The sequence below is a fragment of the Paenibacillus taihuensis genome, assembly GCF_003386535.1.
GTDB lineage: Bacteria > Bacillota > Bacilli > Paenibacillales > Paenibacillaceae > Paenibacillus_Z > Paenibacillus_Z taihuensis.
The window spans coordinates 58,678-76,970 of sequence record NZ_QTTN01000011.1 but is presented as its reverse complement, the minus strand read 5'-3'; the positions used below and the strand labels follow the sequence as shown (position 1 = coordinate 76,970).

16 protein-coding genes are annotated in these 18,293 nt (G+C 53.6%); 12 read left to right on the top strand and 4 right to left on the bottom strand.

The window, feature by feature from the left end:
* Positions 1–78 precede the first annotated feature (78 nt).
* Positions 79–945, bottom strand: a complete 867-nt coding sequence (locus A8990_RS11540) for a helix-turn-helix transcriptional regulator (RefSeq protein WP_245995964.1) — start codon at positions 943–945, stop codon at positions 79–81.
* 147 nt (positions 946–1,092) lie between these two features.
* Between A8990_RS11540 and A8990_RS11535 the strand changes: the two genes are divergently transcribed.
* The gene (locus tag A8990_RS11535) at positions 1,093–2,052 is read left to right on the top strand and encodes a phytanoyl-CoA dioxygenase family protein (RefSeq protein WP_116189184.1); all 960 of its coding nucleotides are present in this window, start codon (positions 1,093–1,095) and stop codon (positions 2,050–2,052) included.
* A 429-nt stretch (positions 2,053–2,481) separates the two neighbouring features.
* On the opposite strand, the gene A8990_RS11525 is transcribed toward A8990_RS11535, so the two are convergent.
* The gene (locus tag A8990_RS11525) at positions 2,482–2,730 is read right to left on the bottom strand and encodes a hypothetical protein (protein ID WP_116189182.1); all 249 of its coding nucleotides are present in this window, start codon (positions 2,728–2,730) and stop codon (positions 2,482–2,484) included.
* Positions 2,731–2,959: 229 nt separating this feature from the next.
* On the opposite strand from A8990_RS11525, the gene A8990_RS11520 reads away from it, so the two are divergent.
* The 4 genes from A8990_RS11520 to glpX all read left to right on the top strand — a co-directional run bounded on the left by A8990_RS11520 (position 2,960) and on the right by glpX (position 5,865).
* Positions 2,960–3,181 carry a helix-turn-helix domain-containing protein gene (locus A8990_RS11520; protein ID WP_090641524.1) on the top strand — a complete coding sequence of 74 codons (222 nt, stop codon included), beginning with the start codon at positions 2,960–2,962 and terminating at the stop codon, positions 3,179–3,181.
* Between the two features lie 184 nt (positions 3,182–3,365).
* Complete coding sequence (locus A8990_RS11515) at positions 3,366–4,013, top strand: CBS domain-containing protein (protein WP_116189181.1); 648 nt, start codon at positions 3,366–3,368, stop codon at positions 4,011–4,013.
* 12 nt (positions 4,014–4,025) lie between these two features.
* Positions 4,026–4,847 (top strand): pyruvate, water dikinase regulatory protein, encoded by an 822-nt coding sequence (locus A8990_RS11510; RefSeq protein ID WP_116189180.1) that lies wholly within the window; start codon positions 4,026–4,028, stop codon positions 4,845–4,847.
* A gap of 34 nt (positions 4,848–4,881) precedes the next feature.
* Entirely contained in the window at positions 4,882–5,865 is a 984-nt protein-coding gene (gene glpX, locus A8990_RS11505; protein WP_116189179.1) for a class II fructose-bisphosphatase, read from the top strand.
* A gap of 78 nt (positions 5,866–5,943) precedes the next feature.
* On the opposite strand, the gene A8990_RS11500 is transcribed toward glpX, so the two are convergent.
* Complete coding sequence (locus A8990_RS11500; RefSeq protein ID WP_181909525.1) at positions 5,944–6,549, bottom strand: TetR/AcrR family transcriptional regulator; 606 nt, start codon at positions 6,547–6,549, stop codon at positions 5,944–5,946.
* Positions 6,550–6,783: 234 nt separating this feature from the next.
* Here A8990_RS11500 and A8990_RS11495 point away from each other — a divergent pair, with 234 nt between their 5' ends.
* Complete coding sequence (locus tag A8990_RS11495; RefSeq protein ID WP_116189177.1) at positions 6,784–8,253, top strand: DHA2 family efflux MFS transporter permease subunit; 1,470 nt, start codon at positions 6,784–6,786, stop codon at positions 8,251–8,253.
* A gap of 493 nt (positions 8,254–8,746) precedes the next feature.
* On the opposite strand, the gene glsA is transcribed toward A8990_RS11495, so the two are convergent.
* Positions 8,747–9,685: a glutaminase A gene (glsA, locus tag A8990_RS11490; RefSeq protein WP_116189176.1), complete on the bottom strand. Its 939-nt coding sequence runs from the start codon at positions 9,683–9,685 to the stop codon at positions 8,747–8,749.
* Positions 9,686–9,813: 128 nt separating this feature from the next.
* Between glsA and A8990_RS11485 the strand changes: the two genes are divergently transcribed.
* The 6 genes from A8990_RS11485 to A8990_RS11460 all read left to right on the top strand — a co-directional run bounded on the left by A8990_RS11485 (position 9,814) and on the right by A8990_RS11460 (position 18,160).
* The gene (locus A8990_RS11485; protein ID WP_425463901.1) at positions 9,814–10,569 is read left to right on the top strand and encodes a CTP synthase C-terminal region-related (seleno)protein; all 756 of its coding nucleotides are present in this window, start codon (positions 9,814–9,816) and stop codon (positions 10,567–10,569) included.
* Between the two features lie 73 nt (positions 10,570–10,642).
* Complete coding sequence (locus A8990_RS11480) at positions 10,643–11,314, top strand: tetratricopeptide repeat protein (RefSeq protein ID WP_116189174.1); 672 nt, start codon at positions 10,643–10,645, stop codon at positions 11,312–11,314.
* 165 nt (positions 11,315–11,479) lie between these two features.
* Entirely contained in the window at positions 11,480–13,228 is a 1,749-nt protein-coding gene (locus tag A8990_RS11475; RefSeq protein ID WP_116189173.1) for a sensor histidine kinase, read from the top strand.
* A 223-nt stretch (positions 13,229–13,451) separates the two neighbouring features.
* A complete protein-coding gene (locus A8990_RS11470) occupies positions 13,452–14,981 on the top strand; it encodes an SWIM zinc finger family protein (protein WP_116189172.1) in 1,530 nt (509 codons plus the stop codon).
* Positions 14,978–17,926: a DEAD/DEAH box helicase gene (locus A8990_RS11465; protein ID WP_116189171.1), complete on the top strand. Its 2,949-nt coding sequence runs from the start codon at positions 14,978–14,980 to the stop codon at positions 17,924–17,926. Before A8990_RS11470 ends, A8990_RS11465 begins: the two co-directional genes overlap by 4 nt.
* Positions 17,927–17,947: 21 nt before the next feature.
* Positions 17,948–18,160, top strand: coding sequence for a hypothetical protein (locus tag A8990_RS11460; RefSeq protein ID WP_116189170.1), 213 nt, complete (start codon positions 17,948–17,950; stop codon positions 18,158–18,160).
* Positions 18,161–18,293: the final 133 nt, after the last annotated feature.

Below are 18,293 nucleotides of genomic sequence, written 5' to 3'. Positions count from 1 at the left end.
GTAAGCACGGTCTTATCCCTTACTATTCGCAAACGGAGAGCAACTGATTCGCCAGGTTAGCGAATCAGTTGTTTTCTTTCATTCGTGCTCGATTCGGTCCGTCACGATAGTGGAGCAGAATTGGCTAAAGCTGGTGCCAAGCTTCTTCTTGAACATGCGGCCGAATGTATGTACATCGGAGTAGCCGACAGCGTTCGCGATCTCGCTGATGGACATATTCGTTTGAATGGCAAGCTCTTTGGCTCGCTCAATGCGCACACGCGTTAAATAATCGAAAGGCGTAATGCCGAAGGCAGAACGAAACTTGAGAATAATATAGTTACGGCTTAAGCCCGACAGCTGCTCAAGCTCATGATGCTGGATGTCTTGATTGTAATGATCGGCGATATAGTTGCGGACGAGGACCATTTTCGTTTTGATCTTGTGCTGAGGTTCTGTCTTCGTCTCCTGCTCCTGCTTCCAGCCGGACAACTCGCCAAGAATGCGCATCAATAATCCCTGGCACTGCGCATGGTGGGCAAGCCCTGGCTGCTGATAGTGCGTGATCAGCTGCGTAAGCATCGTCTCTATATCATGCCCGGCAAAGTTGCCGAGGTAGCGATTAGATCCTAGCAACTGCTCCACCGGATAAGGGATATCGCCAAATTCGAACAGAATCGAGATACAGATGTATTTTTCATTCGGGATTGTATGGACTTCGTGGATTTGCTGCGGTGAATGATAGATGAGATCGCCGCGTCTCGTAATGTAAGTCTGACCTTCAATCGTATACGAAGCAGCGCCTTCTACGACATATTGAAACTGATAGCTGCTCAGCATTCGGCTCGGAATATGCCACTGCGATGGTGCGTGAAACAGATGGCCAAGCGTAATATACGGCGGGTGAAAATACGACCCTTCCGCATGCTCGGGCAGCGGATGATGATATAGCGGAACCTTGGACAATTGGGAATCACCTCTTACATAGCACAATGGCAGATTCGTGTGATTTCGGCAACCTCTTTGTTACTTTTAACTACTTACTTGGATGGCCCGTTCCCTTATACTTACAAGTATAAGAGCAAGTTATTATACACTTGGGAGCGATTAGTGATGGGTGTGATCGATATCAAGCTACCTCACGTTGATGCGGTTGTGCAAGATGTTATTACCGAAGAACAAGCGCAATTTTTCTTGGAAAATGGTTTTCTCGTAATTCGCAATGTCATTCGCGGTGAAGAGCTGAGCCTCGCGCAGGCAGAGATGCAGAAGCTTGTCGATCAGGGGATGGCGGAGGAACTGGATCATCCCGATTTCATGTACGGTGTCGGTGTGAAATCAGGCCAGCCGATACTGCGCCGAGTGGAGTATGTCATTGAGAAAAGCGATCCGATGAAGGTGCTGCTGGGACATCCGTTTATTTTGCGGACGGTGGAGAAGCTGCAAGGCGTGAACTTCATCCCGACATGGGATTCGATGGTGCTGAAAGCGCCGAACGAAGGGGTCATCGTGCCATGGCATCGTGACGCTGCCGTTCCGGAGGGCTGCACCGATCCGCGGCCAATCTTCAATGTCGATTTCTATCTCGATGAAGCCGATCTGCAGACTTGCCTGTGGGTTATTCCGGGAACGAATCGCTGGAGCGCGGAAGAAGCGGACAATCGCATCAAGCAGCCGGGCTTCTCGACGGACGATGCGATCCCAGTGCCGATGCAGCCTGGCGATGTCATTCTGCACAACATCGAAGTGCTGCACGGATCGCCTGCAGGCGACGGCAATCCGCTGCGCCGCACCGTGTACTACGAGTTCCGCCCCGGTGAAATCGAGGCCGAGTTCGGCCCGCACACGCTCGAGTACCTCGCGCTGAAACAGCATATGCTGTACGATTGCATCGAGCGCCGCAAGCAAGCGGCGTATACGCAGGGCGAGACGCCATTCGAATACAAGCCGCAAGGCGGCTTCGCGATTCACGAAGCGAAGAAGCCGGAGCAGTATCGCTATGCGCATGGGGATTATTGGCGGCGTAAGGTGGAGTTCGTGCAAAGGCAAGGCAGGAGCAAGGATAGGAACTAAGACACCAGTCCCTTGGGGGGCTGGCTTTTTTAAGGTTCTATTTAGCTAAATAACGATTATATGGTCCGTTAACTTGCAGTAATATGTAATTTTGAGCGATTAACGACTCTGTAATCCGATAAACGCCGTTTATTAACTTAATCAAAGAACCCTCTGTCATTAAGATGACAGAGGGTTCTTTGACCTAACAGCGTAGTTAGTTATTATGCGACGTATATAGTTCCAATTGATGCAGATCAATTATAAATCCATACTTTTTTAAAATATCTAGCCCAAGTAGCCCTTTATGATGTCGTGGTAGCATTCCAACATCAATTTCTACTTCCGTAAGTCGCACCTTATCAATGAAAATCTCATCTAATATCTTGGTGTAGAACGCAACAGAACCACCGATCCCATATGTCAGCAGTTGCCCATCGTAGTTAAACCTCATGATTCACGCCTTACTCGCAAGAGTGGATCCTTCCGAAGATGAATAACACAATCCTTATTAGCAGTGTGATATACGATACTTCCAGGATCAGCACTGAAGAACTCTTTGGTAGTCTTCTCATCAGGTACAGCCCGGATCGGGGCTACCTCAGTGATAAGTTTTTTATCATCATACTCTCGGTAATCAAGAATGGATATCAGTACAAATTGGTCAGGGAATAATTCTCGTACTTGCTGCCATTTCATGCTCAGCCCTCCCATTTGAATAACCTTAGTGGTTGTCCTCATTTTACCATAATTACATCTCCAAATGGAGCTGTACGTTTCCGACAGGGACAACTGCAATACGACAAATACCCGCCCATTTTTCTAGACATACCGCACCACTACAGGCGCCTGATCATAAGATAATTTGACTGTATCCCTTAACCTTGTTAAACCATAAAAACCCGAGCAAGGAGGGGTGACAAAATTAATGGGTAGCGACCAGAAGAGCAAGTTTCTTTTAACACATCGTGAACGCGAAGTTTTCGAGCTGCTTGTACAGGATAAAACGACAAGAGATATCGCGCAGCAGCTGTTTATCAGCGAGAAAACTGTTCGAAACCACATTTCCAACGTCATGCAAAAGTTGAACGTTAAAGGTCGTTCACAAGCGGTTGTCGAGCTTATAAAGCTTGGGGAGTTAAAGATTTGACACAGTTTTCCACCGCATACCTTGCTCAGCCTTCTAGCATCGACTCCGGTTCTCCGGGGACGGCGCAAGAAGGCTTTTTGACCTTTCTCATTTTTACATAAAAATAGCCAAACATATATTGTGTAACATTTTCTGAATATGATACATTATTTACTAATTAAGACGTCTGATTGTACGGGAGTGGATGGACATCACCTTAACGGCAAGACAACTCGAAATATTGAAGTTTGTGAAGCTGCATGCCCCGATAACGGGCGATCAACTGGCAGAAATGCTGGGGACGGGCAAACCGACGCTGCGCGCGGATCTATCCTTGCTCGTTATGCTGCGGCTGCTCGAAGCGAAGCCGAGAGTCGGGTATTTTCCGGGTGCGGCGGTAGGTAGCCAGGACCAGTCGCTGAAGCGCTGGGCGGATGCCTACGTGAAGGATGTGCAAGGACTGCCGAACAGCGTAATGGAGACAGCGACTGTACAGGATGCGGTTATCTCTCTGTTCATGGGGAATGCGGAGGCGCTGACCGTTATCGATGCGAACCGGCATTTGGTCGGTGTCGTTACGCCGAAGGAACTGCTTAAGGTCACGCTCGGAAATGCGAGTGCATCAGCGCTGCCAGTCAGCATGGCGATGGCGAGAATTCCTGCGGTTGCGGCGGTGTATCCGGATCAGCCTCTGCTGGAAGCAGTGAAGAAGATGCTCGTACAAGAGCTGGACGGCCTGCCTGTTGTGGCGAAGGAAGAGCAGTGCTCGCGCAAATTCGAAGTGATTGGCTGGATTAGCAAAACGAATATTTTGCATTGGATGATGGAGCTGGAATCGGACCGGCACGAATAGGAGGACAGGCGCGTGGATAACGAGGGGAAAAGGACGCAGCCGATCTATATTTGCTCTGATGCGGTTGGGGAGACGGCGGAAACGGTCGTGAAGGCTGCGATGCGGCAATTCGCTTCTGCAGGAGTGAAGTTAATCAGATTTAGTCATCTGAAAACAGAAGATGAAATTGTCCATATTGTCACTGAGGCGGCCGCGACAGGTGGATTCATCGCATACACACTCGTACAGCCAGAGCTGCGGGAGACGATGAAGGAAGAATCGCGTATCCGCGGCGTGCGGGTGGTTGATGTTCTCGGTCCGGTCATGCAGGCGTTTATCGATACGCTTGGCGGTTCGCCTAAGCGCCAGCCGGGATTGCTTCATACACTCGATGATGACTACTTCCGCCGGATTGAAGCCATTGAGTTCGCGGTCAAATACGACGATGGTAAGGATACGAAAGGGCTGCTGCTCGCAGAGGTTGTCCTGATCGGCGTGTCACGGACTTCGAAGACGCCGCTGAGCATTTATTTGGCGCACAAAGGAGTTCGGGTTGCGAACCTGCCGCTTGTGCCTGAGGTGAAAGTGCCGGACGAATTATTCGCCGGCGGGCGCTTAGTCGTTGGGCTGATGATGAATCCAGATAAACTGGCGAGCATCCGGACGGAGCGGCTCAAAGCGATGGGGCTGCCGTTCTCTGCGAAATACGCTTCGGCCCAGCGTATCCGTGCAGAGCTCACGTATGCAAGCGAGCTGATGAGAAAGCTGAATTGCCCCATTATCGACGTATCGGAAAAAGCAATCGAGGAAACGGCAGGCCTCATTATCGGATTATTGCAGGATTACGAGATCTAGCGCCAATTTCTAGAAAATAGGAGTGTGACTGCACGTGGAACGTGAACTTGCACTGGAAATTGTCCGCGTCACGGAGCTGGCGGCGCTCGCTGCCGCTCCATGGATGGGGCGGGGCGATAAGCATCATGCCGATGAAGCAGCAACGAATGCGATGCGCGGCATGCTCGATTCGGTGTCGATGCGGGGCACCGTCGTCATCGGCGAAGGCGAGATGGACGAAGCGCCGATGCTCTATATCGGCGAGGAAGTAGGCAGCCTCCAAGGGCCTGAGGTAGACGTGGCCGTTGACCCGCTTGAAGGAACGGAGCTTGTTGCGCGCGGGCTCAACAATGCAATGGCGGTCATTGCAGTCGCGCCGAAGGGGAAGCTGCTGCATGCGCCGGACATGTATATGGAGAAGCTTGCTGTCGGCCCTGCGCTGGCCGGCAAGCTCAGCATTGAGGACCCGATTCGGACAACGGTCGAGAAGGCAGCCCTTGTGCTGAACAAGCAAGTGTCGGACCTGACGGTCATGCTGCTTGATCGCAAACGCCATGGGGACATCATTCGGACGCTGCGCGAGGTTGGCGTGCGCATCAAATTCCTGTCCGATGGCGACGTTGCAGGTGCGATTGCGCCGGCTTTTCCAGAGGCGGGCATCGACCTGTATGTCGGCTCCGGCGGCGCGCCGGAAGGAGTGCTCGCAGCCGCGGCGCTCAAATGCTTGGGCGGCGAAATTCAAGGCCGCCTCATGCCTGAGAATGAAGAACAAGAGCAGCGCTGTATCGCGATGGGATTAGCGGACCCGCGCAAGCTGCTGCGGATGAATGATATGGTGGGAGATGCGGATGTTATTTTTGCAGCTACAGGGGTGACGCCTGGCGAGTTTCTCGGCGGTGTCACGATGCTGCCAGGACAGCGCGCCGAGACCCATTCCATCGTGATGCGGGCGAAGACGCGAACGATCCGCTACATCAAATCGCAGCATTACTTGCCGAACAAGCCGCTGCTTAACCAGCTAGGTCAAAACGGCACGTAGATGTAGCCGATATTTGACATGAAAGAAGGACGCTCCCACGGCGCAAACTAGCGAGGGGAACGTCCTTTTTTGGTATGGTCATTTATCAAAAAACAACCGGTCATAATATCGCACATACTGCTCTTTCAACTGCTCCGCCGTCTGGCCGCGCTCTTCCGTGAAGTACGCGAACGCGATCGGACTCATTGAAGTGGTAATCTGGAACGCCGCGAAGTCAGCGTCGATCGCGCGAGCTTCACCGCCCGCTACCGCTTCTTCAAGCAATTGCTTCAGCGTACCGATCACGAAGTTGAACGGCTCGGACTGGAAAATATCGATCTGGTCATCCACGCACCAAGCGTCCGGCTTAATGGCATTGAACCAATGCAATTCCGTACCTAGAAAATCGATCCAGCAAGTTAAGAATAGAGCGAGCTTCTCGCGGACAGGCTGTTCGGCCTTGCTCGCGAACTGCGCAGTAATTTCACTTGCGAATCGCCGTATACGTTCCGTGAACAGATCCAGACACAGTTCCGCTTTCGAGGAATAGCGCCGGTACAATGTACCTTGGCCGACGCCTGCAGCTTTAGCAATTTGATGCATACTGACGGTGTCGATACCATGCTCCTGGAACAAGTGGGACGCTGTATCTAGAATAAGTTCGCGATTGCTGGCGGCATCCTTTCGTTCGCTCCGTTGCACCATGAACCATGAACCTCCTGATTTTGAAAAAAATTCACATTGTCTTACGTTGACAACACAAAGACGGTTCATGTAAGCTGAGAGTAAGCGGACAATTGTCCATTTACGCAAATAAACCGTCAAGTTTCGTTTTCTATTGTGCCTACATTGTACTCCTCCGTGATAAAGGGGTCAATGCAGACAGGTAGCGGAAGAAGCTGGAGAGACGGAAATTATGGGAGCTGGAGGGTAAAATCTATGTCTGCACAAGCAGCAGCTGCAGCAAGTAGCGAAGAGCCGTTTTCGATTCGGAAAATATTAGGCCCGCTCGCAGCAATTATTATCGGTATTTTTATGGTTGTCCTCGACGGCACGGCAGTTAACGTTGCCATTCCTGGTCTGGTTGAGGAATTCAAGACGACGACGCAAGTTGTATCGTGGACGGTAACGGGCTACGCGCTTGCCCAAGCAGCGGTTATTCCGCTCGCAGGCTGGTTGTCTGACCGGTTCGGCGCGAAACAGGTTTTTCTAATCTCGGTGTTTCTGTTTACGGTCGGTTCGCTGCTTTGCGCGTTTGCGAGCTCGGTCGAAATGTTGATTACGTTCCGTATTATTCAAGGCATCGGCGGCGGTATGGTGCTCCCGATCGCAATGGCGTTCACGTATCGTTTAAGCCCGCCTGACAAAGTCGGCGCGGTTATGGGTATGATGGGTATTCCAATTCTGCTTGCTCCAGCGCTTGGTCCGGTTCTTGCCGGCTACCTCGTGGACTACGTGAGCTGGAAATGGCTGTTCCTGATCAACCTGCCGATCGGTGCAATCGGTATTCTGCTTGGTATTCGCACACTTCCGCGCATTGAGCGTCAAGCGGTTGCTGCGCTCGATAAGCTCGGCTTTATTTTGGCGCCGATCGCTTTCGCTGGTCTGTCTTACGGTGTAAGTGAAGGTGCTACGAGCTGGACAGCTACGAAAACCATCGCGGGTATCGCTATTGGTGCAGTCGCGCTCATCCTGTTCGTAATTGTTGAGTTGACTCGCAAAGAGCCGCTGCTGGAGCTGCGCGTCTTCCGCTCTTCGGACTTTACGCGCGGCATCCTGGTGCAGTGGATTTCCCAAATCGCACTCTTCGGCACGATGTTCCTCGTTCCGATGCTGCTTCAGCAAGCGCAAGGCTATTCTGCTTTCAAAACAGGCCTGATCATGCTGCCGCAAGCAATCGCAGCGGCTCTGTTCATGCCAATCGGCGGTAAGCTGTTTGACAAAATCGGCGCAAGACCGCTCGTGTTCCTGGGCATGCTGTTCGTTACAATCGCCTCGTTCATTCTGTCCAAAGTCGATGAAACGTCTGGCCTCATGATGATCATGGGACCGCTGGCTTTGCTCGGCGCCGGCATGGGTCTGTCAATGATGCCGCTCAACACGCATCTGATTCAGTCCGCTCCGCGTGACCTCGTGAGCCGCGTCACATCGCTGACGAACGCCGCGCAGCAGGTTATGACGTCGTTTGCCGTAGCAGGTCTCGCAACAATCCTCGCGAAGCGCATGACGGTGTACGCACCGACAGCGAAGAGCCAGTTGGCCGCGTTCTCGGGCTCGTTCGGCGACACGTTCCTCGTGCTCACGTTCATCGCTGCATTCGGCGCATTGCTCGGTCTCGTACTGCGCAAACCGACGCCGGTTGAAGGTGAAGAGGGCAATCGTCCTGAAATGATGATGCATGTCGGTTAAAATAGTAAAGCTGCCCGCGGGTCGTGATTGGCGACCTGAGGGGCAGCTTTTTTGTCGCGGTGTGGTGCTGAGGTGCTGAGAGGTCGGAACTTTCAGCATTAGAAAAGGCGAATCGGCGAGCTGAGAGAGCGTATTTGCTCTCGCGCGGAGGAATCGCCCCTCCAGCGCCGATCGCGCAGCTGAGAGATCCAAATCAGCACTCTCAGCCTCAAAAAAGGCGATCTGGCGAGCGGAGAGAGCAGATTCTGGTCTCTCGCGCCGAGGAATCGCCCCTCCAGCGCTGTTCGCGCGGCTGAGAGATCCAAATCAGCACTCTCAGCATCAGAAAAGGCGAATCGGTGAGCTGAGAGAGCGTATTTGCTCTCGCGCGGAGGAATCGCCCCTCCAGCGCCGATCGCGCAGCTGAGAGATCCAAATCAGCACGCTCAGCCTCGCCGACCAAACAAAGGGCAGTCCAGCATACGCTGCACTGCCCTAACTTCTATATCCACTTCTAAAAAATCCGCCAATCCAGCTCCTTCGACATCGTCTCCAGCAGATGGACGCCTGCGGTGCTGTTGCCTTTGCTGCCGAGCGCGGGACCGACAACGGCGATCCCGTATTGGCCCGGCACGAGCGCCAATATGCCGCCGGACACGCCGCTCTTCGCGGGGATGCCGACTTTGATGGCGAATTCGCCGGAGGCGTTGTACATGCCGCACATGATCATGAACGTCTTTGCGATCTGTACATAACGCCGAGGAACGACGACGCGGCCTGTCAACGGGTCGGTGCCATCGAAAGCTAACACCAATGCCATTCGAGCCAGCTGCTCGCATGTCACCAAGGCCGAGCAATGCTTGAAGTACACCTGCAAAACATCCTCCACATCGATGTCATCGCCAAGCACTTCATTATCTTTAAGGAAGTAAGCGAGCGAACGATTCCGGTGCGCGGTTGCCGACTCCGAGCGGAAGACATCCTCGTTCACCGCGAGGCTTGCCCCGCCTGCCGCTTCGCTGAAGAAAGCGAGAATCCGCTCCGTCTTCGCAGCTGGCGTATCGCCTTGGATGAGCGATGAAACAGCAATCGCCCCGGCGTTGATCAGCGGGTTGAAAGGCTTGCCTGGCTCAACCAGCTCGAGCTTCAGCATCGAGTTGAAATCATCGCCCGTCGGCTCCATGCCGACTTTAGCGAACACGCCGTCTTCGCCGTTATCGATGAGCGCAAGCAGCAGCGTAAACACCTTCGAAATGCTCTGCATCGTAAACGCAAAATCCGTCTCGCCGCTGCTCGCCATTTCGCCGCTCCGCCCCATTACGGTTACCCCGAGCGCATTCGCTGGAGCTTTTGCCAGCTCCGGAATATACGAGGCGACTACGCCCTCACTTGCATACTTGCGACTTGCTTCCACCCATTGCGGCAGTGCCGCCCGCAGCTGATCCATGTTCATATGACGCCTACTTTCCCCCTGATGACTATACTAAACCTAAGCTTTAATCTTCTATAAGTGTACGTTCCACCGAAGAGGCACGGCAAGTACAATCTATTTCAATCCATGGCTATTCGTGCTATTATCTTTTGGTATTTTTCAGTTATGAGTTATGGAGGGGATCCCGCCTGAAAATTGGAGTCGTTGGCGATTTTAATCGTCTGTACGTTTCACAGGAAGCTACGAATGATGCCTTGAACCATTCTATTGCCTCAAGCGGAGCTCAGATCGAGTACGAGTGGATTCCCACAGCAGCAATTACTGAACAGCTAGCTGCAATAACGGACACGTACAGGGGGTTCTGGATTGCCCCGGGTGTGCTCGAATCGATAAGTGGAGTGTTACAAATTATCCAATACGCCCGCGAGAACAATGTTCCGTTAATAGGTACATGCGGCGGATTTCAAACGATCATGCTGGAGTATGCCCAAAATAAATTAATGCTCGAAGAGGCGGATCATGAGGAATTCAATCCCGATGCTACTACTCTGGTCATTAATAAGTTGACCTGCTCGCTTCTCGGACAACAAGGCGAAGTGTTTATAAAGAGCCCATCGCTGGTTTCCGGCATCTATGACCATGCAGCGAGTACAGTCGAGCAGTTCCGATGCAGCTATGGGCTGAACCCGGAATATGAAGCGGCCATCCATCATTCAGGGTTAAAAATCGTAGGAGCAGACGCGGAAGGAAAGCCGAGAATTGCCGAACTTTCTGGACATCGTTTTTTTATCGGGACACTATTCGTTCCGCAATTGAGCTCAACACCAGAGAAGCCGCATTGTCTGGTAAATGCTTTTGTAGAACAGGCGAGCCATGCGCAGGTGACAAAAACTCTACCCGGCTAATGAAGGTTCGTGTACAATAAAATGGAAACATATTTCCATTCATCAGGTAGTTACGGGGGCAGGAGGCAGTTAGATGAAATTTTTATTGTTCGGCTTATTATGGTATCTAACGGGCAGTCCGTTTCTGGCCATTATTCTAATGTTGGTCATTCTGTATGCGCTGGATCGCCGCTATGTAGGCTTGACGCCAAGCTTCGTGAAGCCGCTGCGCAGACTGGGCACAATTAGACGGCTGCGCCAGCAAGTGGCGATGAATCCGAACGACATTCCGGCAAAACATGAGCTTGCCCGCTTATTAATTGAACGCAAACGGTATAAGGAAGCCAAAGAATGGCTCATGCCGCTGCAAGATGCACTGGATAATTCGGCTGAGTTCTGGGATGACCTTGGCGCGTGCCTCATGCACCTGCAGGAGACGGACGCAGCAGAGGCGGCGCTGCATAATGCGCTCTCCATTAATCCGCGAGTGAAGTACGGCACGCCGTATTTGCGGTTAGCTGCGATCGACGCGAAGCGAGATCCGCAGAAAGCGATCAAGCACCTGGAGTCGTTCCGCTCGATTCATTCCTCATCGATCGAAGCGTATTACAAGCTCGCGAACCTCTACGCGCAGCTAGATCGGACCGCCGAAGCGAAGCAGACGCTGGAGGAATGCGGCACGATCTACCGCTCACTTCCACGTTACAAGAAGCGCCAGGAACGCAAATGGGCGCTGCTTGCTTTTATGAAACGAATGAGAGGATAAATAAGCTAGTTCATGGCCGTCCGGTTGCGGACGGCTATAATTATGTAAACAAGTCCTTTAATTCTTACATTGTCACATGGCGCAAAATCATTCATAATTGGAGAGGTTTCTACTTATATCGACAGTAATCTACTAAAAATGTAATTTGATGGGAGAAATTGGTTCATGCGCCGTAACGTATGGCTACTGGCAATTATTATGATTGCCCTCTTGCTTGGTGTGAACAACACCATCTACTATTTCACAACGAAGGAAGCGCTAGAGGACAGCTTGCAGCATGAATTGGATTCGGTCGCGAAGCAAATTGAAGTTTCAATCGAGCTATCCAGAAACGGTGCGGAAAAATATCAGGAGCAAATCGGACGGGAGCTGCGTGCCGCCTCGATTGCAACACAGTTCGCGCTAAGCCCGAACGTCGAGGATGTATCCAATGCCCAATTGGTTGAGCTAGCGAAGAAGCTGGACATGGTCGACATTACGTTGCTGAAGCGGAACTCTGACAATATCGTACTCTATAAGTCCTCCAATCCGAAGGAGCTTGGATATAAGACGAATACGTGGAAGCCTTGGTATCAGGCGTTCAACGAGCTATTTGACCAGAAGGAAGTATCCGTCGATTGGGGCCAGAAGCTGACGAACTTCTGGACAGGCCCGTTCGAATTCTCCACAACAGATACGAGCTCTGTGCACAAATGGGGCTATTATTACGACGGAACGACTAACTATATTCTAGATCCGTATGTGAGCTACGATGGCAGGCAGCGGGAGTATGACGAGGTAACTGGCGTCAGCAAGCTCATCTCCGAGACGGTGAAGGAGAACAACACGCTGGAAGAGATTACGGTCATTAATCCAGCCATGTTCCCGCTTGGCGAGAAGAAGACGATTTCGAACAACGGTGAAGTTGTAACGCACATGACGCAGAATCCGATCGTCAGCGGTACGTACATGTTCAAGCATCAGGACGATCAAGCGAATGTGAAGCTTTCGTACGAGAAGAACGAGAAGGTTTACGAGGATGCCGTCATTAATGGCAAACATGTGATGAAGGTGTTCATTCCGGTGGATGTCCACGAGAAAGCAGCCAGCATGCTCGATGATAAAGGCAATCCGATCAACCGTTATGTCCTGTCACTCGTTGCAGACTATGGCAACATTCAGAAATCACTCGACAAGCAATTCGTGAATATTGCGATCATCATCGCGATTGTAACCGTGCTTAGCTTGATTGCGGTCTACTGGGCGGTCACTGCGTACCGGAAGTCGAAGGATGAGCTGGCGCGCAGGGCGCAGGAGACATACTTGGACGAGATGAACAGCCTGTTCCAAGCGATCCGGTCGCAGCGGCATGATTTTGTCAACCATGTACAGACGATTCAATCGTTCGCGAGCCTCGGCCGCATCGAAGAGCTGAAGGCATACGCATCCGAGATGACGGGCGAAATCCGGCAGATGAACGATATTATCAATATTGGCAATCCAGCGATTGCCGCCGTTGTAAGGTCTAAGATTCTGCAAGCGGAGCCGCTGATGGTCGATTTCCAGACCGATTTCAGTAATATGAGCAAGCTTGAGCTTGGCATGAAGTCGCTCGACTTGACGCGACTGCTCGGCAACTTGATCGATAATGCGTTCGACGAAGTCGTGAAGTATGCGGAAGACGAACGTATGGTACGCCTCGAAGCGAGCCAGAAGGATGGACATTTCGAGTTTATTGTGAGCAACACCTGCCACAATGCCGAGGAACTGGCCAACAAACCGATCTTCCAAGCCGGCTATTCATCCAAAGGCGACACGCACTCCGGTCTTGGTTTGCACATCGTGAAGTCTCTCGTCGAGCAATACAAAGGTACCATTCGACTTGCGATTAACGAACCGAATGTCATTTCTTTTATCGTCAAAATTCCTAGTTGACATCGATGTCCCTTGCTTTGGAGGCTGCTCCGAGGCAAGGGTTTTATTTTTGTTAATGAACATGGTTGTTCGGGTGAGCAGCGAAACTGGTTAGCGAATGTGATATAATGGTTGGAATGGTTATCAAAGATCGGGGGGAGCAAACCTGAGCACGTTTTTTCAGCTGGATGAGCATAGACTGCAATCGCTTGAAACGGCAATAGCAAGCAGTATCCCCCTTGAGGTGCTGGAACGCGGCTTCGATTACTACCGCCGTGAGAAGGTGCTCTCCGTACAGGTGATGGAAGGCTCTTCGATATATGGCGCGGTAAAAGGAACCGTTATTTATGCGGTGACACTGGATACCGACGATTTTGGCTTTAGTACCTGCACATGTCCGAACACAGGTTATTGCAAACATATGGCTGCGGTGTTCTATGCGTATTACTCGTATGCGGGCAGAAGTGCGGATGAAATTCATAACCGGATGCTATATGGTCATGCGTTGATGGATTCGCCAGAGAGCAAGCCGGCTGAAGTGGAAACGTCAGGCGGCATAGCTGTGGCTGCACTTGGGACCGAGACTGCCCCTCAGCAATGGATGGAAGAGATGGATCGCAAGCATGGTGAAGTGTGGCGGCAATGCCGGCATTCGCTTCATCCGCTGCAGGCGGTGTTATTAAATATTAAAGCCGTATCGAAGGCATGGGACGACCGGCTTCGGCGGCTGCACTGGATTCATGGCATCATTTTCGTGCTGGAGCAGGCGGAGCGGGCGTATTCCATTACGGATACGTATAGCCGCTACTATTATGAGATGGCTTTTGCCCGGATGACGGAGCCATGGATTAGCCAGTATTACGAGCTGGTTGCTGAGCTGGTGCCTGCGGAGATGACTGCGCCGGAACGAACGGCCGTCGACCACTTGATCGGAATGTTCCACGAGCGCGACATGGACCGGGAGCATCAGCTGCATCGGTGGGAATCGTTATATTTCTCGCTCTGGGGCCGATTAGTGAAAGATGAGGCGTGGACGAGAGCGGAAGTCGATTGGCTGAGGAGCAAGCTGGAGTCGGCGGATACAGGTGTTGGTTTGGGTACGGGTGGTTTCTTCGCACCGATGGCGCTCGCGTTCCTTGACTTTGAAGACGGCCGCGATGAAGAGGCGATTGCGCTGCTCAGCAAGACGGTGTTCAACCGGACAGCGCTGCTCGCCTGCGATTGCGCGCTTCAGCGGCTGGAGGAACGAGACTATAGGAAGCTGGAAGGTTGGATCGGATATTTGTACGGCGGTCTAACGATTGAGCGGAAGTCCAAAGCATTCGGACCTTTTCTATCGATGTGCAGGCTCGCAGATATTCAGCAGCCGGATAATCCGAAATGGCAGCAGTATCTTGTCTCGTTCCTGCCGCACTCGTATTCCGCATTGTCGGAGCATTGGCTGGATCGGAAGCAATTTGAACAATGGGCTGATCTGCAGCTGCTCTTCGGCATTGAGCCGGATGAAATGGATGTTCAACTTATTCGAGAGATGAGCAGGCTTGCGCCAACAGCGCTCTATCCACTTTATCATCAAGCGATTGACGGCGCGATTCGGTCACGGAACCGGCAAGGCTACAGGCAAGCGGTCAAGCTGATGAAGAAGCTGGAGAAGCTGTATAAGGCAGAGAAGCAAGCGGATCGCTGGAACCGCTATGTAGACGGCATTGTGCGTAAGCACGGCCGGCTGCGCGCGCTGCAGGAAGAGCTGTGGAGGGGTAAAATCATCACATGAGAGGCTATTCGATTGCAGATATAATCGTCGTAGACGGGTTCTGGAAAGCAGGAGAAGGCATCGTGCTGTCCACTCCGCATGCGGCTGGACTTACGATTCGGATGCGCAAGCTGCTGTTTGCCTGGCATGAAGCTTCCTGGTATGGCGCGGATATCGAGGAGCGCTCGGATGAGCGGCTGAAGCGCATTGAGTTGACTGTTCCGCCATCCTTGGCGATGGATTATTTGTCGTCTCCGAAGCCGGCAAGGCTGCTGCGCGTGGAGTGGACGGAACGGGTACAAGTGCTGTCGAAGCTGGCGGCGCTGCTTCGGGAGGCGCTTCTTGGCGGCTGGTACGCGCCGGATTGGTCGAATTGGCGCGCGGAGGCAAGGGCGTGGCGGCTCGATATTCCGCGCAGCGAGCAGACGACGCTCGAAGCGTGGCGCGAGCTCGTGCCGCAGCTCGAGCAGCAAGGCGATCTCGATGCGGTGCAAGCTTGGCTGACCGGCATCGTGGAAGAGCTGATCGAGAGCGACGAGGCAGCGGGAGCGGCGTGGCGGAAGGCTGCGGCGCTCGCGGGCGAAGGTGCGCTCGTGATGAAGGCAGCCGACGAGGACGACTGGCTCGTGTCGATCGGGATGAAGCAGGATCAAGTGCCGTTTCGTACGGCACTGCAGCTGCTGGAGCCGAACGAGCAGCAGGGCTGGCGGCTGCGACCCGCGCTGCAGGATCGGGCGGAGGGCGGCCGTTGGCTGACGCTTGCGCCGGCCGCAGCGCCGTATGAAGAAGACGGCGCTGCCGGGCCGAGGTTCGTGCTGCCGGAAGATGCGCCAGCCGACTGGCAGGCGTACTTTGCCGATCGGCTGCGCAAGGAAGAGCAGAAGTGGGCGGCTGCGATGCCGGAATGGGTGCTACCAGAATCGGTGAGCAGCGCTGCTGTCGGGGGCGCCCCGGCTGGCCTCATTCGGACGGAGCTTACGGACGATCAGGCTTACGCGTTTCTCGAGCACGAGAGCGTGAAGCTGCTCGCTGCCGGATGCTCCGTCTTGCTGCCGGCGTGGTGGGAAGCGGCGCGTAACCGGAAGCTGAAGCTGAAAGCGAAGGTTCGGTCGTCGGTCGGATCGGGCGAGCAGTCGATGTTCGGGCTGCAGCAGATCGTTGATTTTGATTGGAAGCTTGCCGTTGGCAATGTCGATATGAGCGAAGCGGAGTTTATGAAGCTCGCGATGGACAACCGCCGTCTCATGCAGATTGGCGGGGAATGGGTTCACCTTGATGCCGGCGATATGGAGCGGCTTCAGAAGTGGCTTAAGAAGAATGGCGGCAAGCGCGGCTTGTCGATGCGCGATGTGTTCGAGATGCATTTGCGCGGCGGCGCGGAGCTGGAGCCGGAGAACGAGTTCGACGATGCGCTTGTCGCCGAAGTCGAGCTGAACGAGCATTTGGCTGCTTGGATCTCACAGCTTGGCGAAGCGTCCGAGCTGCCGCTTATTGAGAAGCCGGAAGCGTTCCAAGGCGAGCTGCGTCACTATCAGCTGCAAGGGGTATCCTGGCTTGCGTTCCTGCGCAAGTTCGGGCTTGGCGCTTGTCTTGCCGACGATATGGGTCTTGGCAAGACGATTCAGTTCACCGCTTATCTGCAGCATGTGCTGGAGAGCGGCGGACTTGGGCCGTCTCTGCTCATCTGCCCGACGTCCGTTATCGGCAACTGGGAGAAGGAGCTGGAACGGTTCGCGCCGGGGCTTCGCGTACTCGTGCATTATGGCCCGAAGCGGGCTAGAGGCGAGCAGTTCGCGCTAGAGGCGGCCGAGGTGGATCTCGTCATTACTTCGTACACGCTTGCTCCGCTCGATGAAGAAGAGCTCGGCAGCGTGTCGTGGGACGTCATCTGCTTGGATGAAGCGCAGAACATTAAGAACTACTATACGAAGCAGTCGTCTGCCATTCGCGGCTTCTCGGCTCAGCATCGCATTGCGCTGACCGGTACGCCGATGGAGAATAGGCTGACAGAGCTGTGGTCGATTTATGATTTTACAAATCCGGGCTATCTCGGTACGCTTAACGATTTCCGCAAGGCTGTCGTGCTGCCGATTGAGAAGGAACGCGATGAGAAGCTGATCGGCGAGCTTCAGCACTGGGTGAAGCCGTTCATGCTGCGGCGATTGAAGAAGGACCCGACGATCCAGCTGGCCCTGCCGGAGAAGAACGAGATGCGCACTTACCTCTCGCTTACGGTGGAGCAAGGTGCGATCTATGAGAACATTGTCTCGACGCTCATGAATCAGCTCGAGACGGCTGGCGTTTTCCAGCGGCGCGGATTGATTTTGTCGGCGCTGACGCGGCTGAAGCAGGTGTGCGATCATCCGAGCTTGCTGCTTAAGGAAGATGCGAAGCTGCTGAAGAACGCTTGGGATCCGGAGCGATCCAACAAGGTGCTGCGCGTGCTGGAGATGGTGGAGGAAATCGCGGCCGAGGGCGAGCGCTGCCTGATTTTCACGCAGTATGTGGAGATGGGCAATACGCTGCAGCGGCTGCTCGAGGAGCGGATCGGTTTGCCGACGCCTTACCTGCACGGCGGCGTGCCGAAGCTGGAGCGGGATCGCATGATCGAGACGTTCCAGAATGAACAGGAGCCTGGCTGCGCGTTCGTGTTGTCGCTCAAGGCAGGCGGAACCGGTCTGAACCTGACGGCGGCGAACCATGTCATCCACTTCGACCGTTGGTGGAATCCCGCGGTGGAGAATCAGGCGACGGACCGGGCGTTCCGGATCGGTCAAACCCGCAACGTGCAGGTGCACAAGTATGTGACGCTCGGCACGCTCGAGGAGCGGATTGACGATATGATAGCGCGGAAGCAAATGCTGAACGAGCAGGTCGTCAGCCAATCCGAGAATTGGATTACCGAGATGTCGACCGACGAGCTGCGCGAGCTGTTCACGCTGCGCAAGCATCGGTTGAAGGGATAACGAAAGGTGGCAGCGTAAGCGATGGCTGAGAAGGAAACAGTCGCGGGGGCGAAGACGAACGCGGAAGCAGCCGCGCTGAAGGCAGATGCGCAGCAGCCGGAGCAAATTGTTGGCGCTGAGCCAGAGGCAGGGGCAGTAGTAATGGAGCCAGCCGTCGGTCCCGAAGGAGCCGCTCCGCACTGGCGCGAGTTCTATCAGGCGATCCGCGATGCCGTGGAAGCGATGCGTTCGTAAGCAGGCGCTTCCGCGCGCTAAGAGAACAAATGCGCTCTATCGCACTTGGAATCCCACCGAAGCGGGCACTTCCGCCCGCTGAGAGATCCAAATATGCTCTTTCAGCGGCGAAAACGCCGCCATACCGAACCGA